The sequence below is a fragment of the Peribacillus sp. genome (assembly GCF_059453735.1).
The window spans coordinates 1-3199 of the sequence record NZ_JAZVJO010000208.1; the positions used below are offsets into that span (position 1 = coordinate 1).

At 39.5% G+C, this 3199-nt stretch carries 6 protein-coding genes; 5 read left to right on the plus strand and 1 reads right to left on the minus strand.

Annotation, left to right across the window (positions count from 1 at the left end; translation table 11 throughout):
* From AC52RT_RS06570 to AC52RT_RS06590, 5 genes are all read left to right on the plus strand, one after another.
* The coding region (locus AC52RT_RS06570; protein WP_495540007.1) for a SpoVA/SpoVAEb family sporulation membrane protein at positions 1–148 on the plus strand (148 nt) is incomplete at its 5' end.
* Positions 148–1167 carry a stage V sporulation protein AD gene (spoVAD, locus tag AC52RT_RS06575; RefSeq protein ID WP_495540004.1) on the plus strand — a complete coding sequence of 340 codons (1020 nt, stop codon included), beginning with the start codon at positions 148–150 and terminating at the stop codon, positions 1165–1167. The genes AC52RT_RS06570 and spoVAD, both read left to right, overlap by 1 nt.
* On the plus strand, positions 1164–1514 hold the full coding sequence (spoVAE, locus tag AC52RT_RS06580; RefSeq protein ID WP_475730521.1) for a stage V sporulation protein AE: 351 nt from the start codon (positions 1164–1166) through the stop codon (positions 1512–1514). The genes spoVAD and spoVAE overlap by 4 nt, the downstream gene beginning before the upstream one ends.
* A 10-nt stretch (positions 1515–1524) precedes the next feature.
* Positions 1525–1731, plus strand: a complete 207-nt coding sequence (locus AC52RT_RS06585; RefSeq protein ID WP_495540005.1) for a DUF1657 domain-containing protein — start codon at positions 1525–1527, stop codon at positions 1729–1731.
* Positions 1732–1747: 16 nt separating this feature from the next.
* Positions 1748–2608, plus strand: coding sequence for a DUF421 domain-containing protein (locus AC52RT_RS06590; RefSeq protein ID WP_495540006.1), 861 nt, complete (start codon positions 1748–1750; stop codon positions 2606–2608).
* A 3-nt stretch (positions 2609–2611) separates the two neighbouring features.
* Here the strand turns inward: AC52RT_RS06590 and AC52RT_RS06595 are convergent, their stop codons facing one another.
* Positions 2612–3196: a YitT family protein gene (locus AC52RT_RS06595; RefSeq protein ID WP_495540008.1), complete on the minus strand. Its 585-nt coding sequence runs from the start codon at positions 3194–3196 to the stop codon at positions 2612–2614.
* Positions 3197–3199 lie beyond the last annotated feature (3 nt).

Consider the following 3199-nt stretch of genomic DNA (forward strand, 5'->3'; position numbering starts at 1 on the left):
TGCCATTGAGCATCGGACGGAAGGCTTTGTATTAGGGGTTGGAGGAAATATGTTTAAACTAGCAGGATCAGTCATTTTATTCGGTGTTTTTTCTGCATTTGTTGTCTCGTTTATAAAAACGATTATCATCATGTGGGGTGGTTTTTAATGCTAAGGGGACATCGTACATGGGTGTTTGATCATAAGCCTGTCATCATTTCAACTGGTACGGTGGGAGGACCATTCGAAGCCAACGGTGCACTTGCGGAAGACTTTGATCTTCTTCACTCTGATTTGTGGTTGAGAGAGGATTCCTATGAAAAAGCTCATAGAGTTATGATTGAGGAAGCTGCACAAAAAGCGATTGAAAAAGGCGGCATTCGAAAGGAAGATATTCAATTTTTCCTAGCGGGAGATTTGATCAATCAAATAACGCCGACGAGTTTCGCCTCACGTTCCATTGGGGTGCCGTATCTCGGCCTCTTTGGCGCCTGTTCAACTTCGATGGAAGGATTAGCGTTAGGAGCGGCGATTATCAATGCAAAAGGAGCGAAATATGTCTTAACAGGTGCATCTAGTCATAATGCTGCAGTTGAAAAACAATTCCGCTATCCAACAGAATACGGAGGACAAAAACCTCCAACTGCACAATGGACGGTAACGGGAGCCGGAATGGCTCTATTAAGTGATGAAGGCGAAGGTCCAAGAGTAACTTCCGCAACGATAGGGCGTGTCATTGACATGGGATTATCTGATCCATTTAATATGGGTGGAGCGATGGCCCCTGCTGCCGTTGATACGATTACGGCTCATTTGACAGAACGAAATATCGATCCTTCCTATTACGACTTAATTGTTACGGGAGATCTTGGTCAAATTGGACATGAAGTATCACTGGATTTATTCAAAAAACAAGGGATATCGATTGATGATAGTTTTTATAGTGACTGCGGCTTATTAATATATAAATCGGAGCAGCCAGTTCTTGCGGGTGCCAGCGGGGCAGGATGTTCGGCAACAGTCGTTTATGGACATCTATTAAACCGTATGAAAAAAGGGGAGCTTAAACGAATTTTGGTTGTCGCAACTGGAGCTTTATTATCTCCCCTATCTTTTCAACAAAAGGAAAGCATCCCATGTATCGCGCATGCGGTTTCTATTGAATATGGAGGTGAAAATACACGATGATTTATTTTTGGGCGTTTGTTGTCGGCGGCTTAATCTGTGTGATTGGGCAAATTATGTTTGATGTATTTAAACTCACACCAGCACACACCTTAAGCACCTTTGTAGTGATTGGTGCAGTGTTGGACGGCTTTGGTTTATACGAACCATTTATCGATTTTGCGGGTGCAGGTGCAACCGTACCTATTACCAGCTTTGGAAATTCACTTGTCCATGGGGCCATGGAGGAAGCTGAAAAGCATGGTTTGGTCGGTATTTTATCTGGAATGTTTGAAGTCACCAGTGCCGGTATATCAGCCGCAATAATATTTGGGATGATTGGTGCAATTCTTTTTAAACCAAAAGGTTAGGGGAAATTGAATGACTATCGCATCAGATGTTAAACAATGCCTCGCGAGTCTTAAAGGAGCAGAGGCAGGTCTCATAGGTTTGGAACTTAGAACATCTAAAGAGAGGTCAAAACAAACGATAAATGAAGCGGTACTGCTTATACATGATGTGGTGGAGGACTTGCAGAAAAGGGTTGTTTTTTTAGAGAGAGAAGAAACAACATATAAGGAATTATAGGGTAGGAGGTAGTACGATGCCAGATTGGTTAATTGTGTTACTTCGTGCATTATTTATTTTGATTTTATTATTTGCAATTACAAAATTATTAGGGAAAAAACAAATATCGCAGCTATCTTTTTTTGAATATATTACGGGCATTACCATCGGTGATATTGGTGCGGAATTAGCTACAAAAATGGAGCAAAGCATGGTCAACGGGGGTGTGGCCATCGTCACTTTTTCACTCGCCCCCTTTATAGCAGGTTATATTTCAATGAAAAGTATATCTCTGCGTAATATTTTGGAGGGAAAAGGTACCGTATTCATACAGGATGGGAAAATTCTAGAAGATAATATGAAAAAAGAAAAATATACCATTGATGAACTGTTAGAACTCCTTCGGTCAAAAGATGTCTTTAATGTCAGCGATGTTGAATATGCGGTTTTAGAAGCTACGGGTGATTTAAATGTATTGCTAAAGCGGGAAAATCAACCGCTGACTCCAAAGGATTTAAATATAAATTTAGCTGCTATAAAAGAACCCCAAACAGTCATAATGGATGGAAAAATTTTAGATGAGCCTCTTTCCACATCTGGAAATAGCAGAATGTGGGTTAAAACGGAACTGATCAAGCAAGGGGTTACCGTTGAAAATGTTTTTCTTGGACAGATTACCACAGAAGGTGAACTAATGATCGATTTGTATGATGATAAATTGAAAGTACCTTCTCCGCAGGAAAAACCATTAATTTGGGCGATATTAAAAAAGTGTCAGGCTGATTTAGAGTTATTTGCCCTCAGTACAGATTCTATAGAAGCAAAGGAGATGTACCAAGAAAATAGTTTGAAAATCCAAGAAGCAATTGATAAAATGGAATCAATATTGAAAAGTTGAATTCTATATTTTAGCTGGTTTAAAGAAATAAGTCATTAAGCCTGCGATAAAAATCATTAAACAAGAATAATAAAAGCTAGTTATATTTAAGGTAATTGAACCCGCAGTGACAATGACTACATCAAGCAAAAAAATAATAAGGGCTGTATTCATGGAAAACATTTTTGATAAATAGGTTGCAAGCAAATCGGTACCACCAGTACTTGTACCGTATCGGACCATAAGTCCGATACCCGCACCGATGCAGATCCCTCCATAAATTGAACTGAGTGCAATTGGAACTAAAAAGAGGGTTTGCAATGGCCGAAGCCAGTCAATCATGGCTGAAGAAATAAGTAATCCAAGAAAGCTAGTATATGAATAAGCCCGGTCTTCTGTCCAAGCAAAGACGCAGAGCGGAATACTAAGAATAAACATACACATTCCTGTAGATACTTCAAAAAAATAATGAAGAATCAAAGCTAGTCCAATCATTCCTCCATCTAGAAGATGATACGGAACTAAAAATCCGTTAATCCCACTGCCTACAAGAAAGCTTCCCATGATAATGGCGATTAATTTTTGTATAATAAGGTTCACCCGCTTCAGATG

Excerpts from the sequence above, each read along its gene's own strand:
- spoVAD (WP_495540004.1), top strand. The coding sequence starts at position 148 with ATGCTAAGGGGACATCGTACATGGGTGTTTGATCATAAGCCTGTCATC.
- spoVAE (WP_475730521.1), top strand. The coding sequence starts at position 1,164 with ATGATTTATTTTTGGGCGTTTGTTGTCGGCGGCTTAATCTGTGTGATT.
- AC52RT_RS06585 (WP_495540005.1), top strand. The coding sequence starts at position 1,525 with ATGACTATCGCATCAGATGTTAAACAATGCCTCGCGAGTCTTAAAGGA.
- AC52RT_RS06590 (WP_495540006.1), top strand. The coding sequence starts at position 1,748 with ATGCCAGATTGGTTAATTGTGTTACTTCGTGCATTATTTATTTTGATT.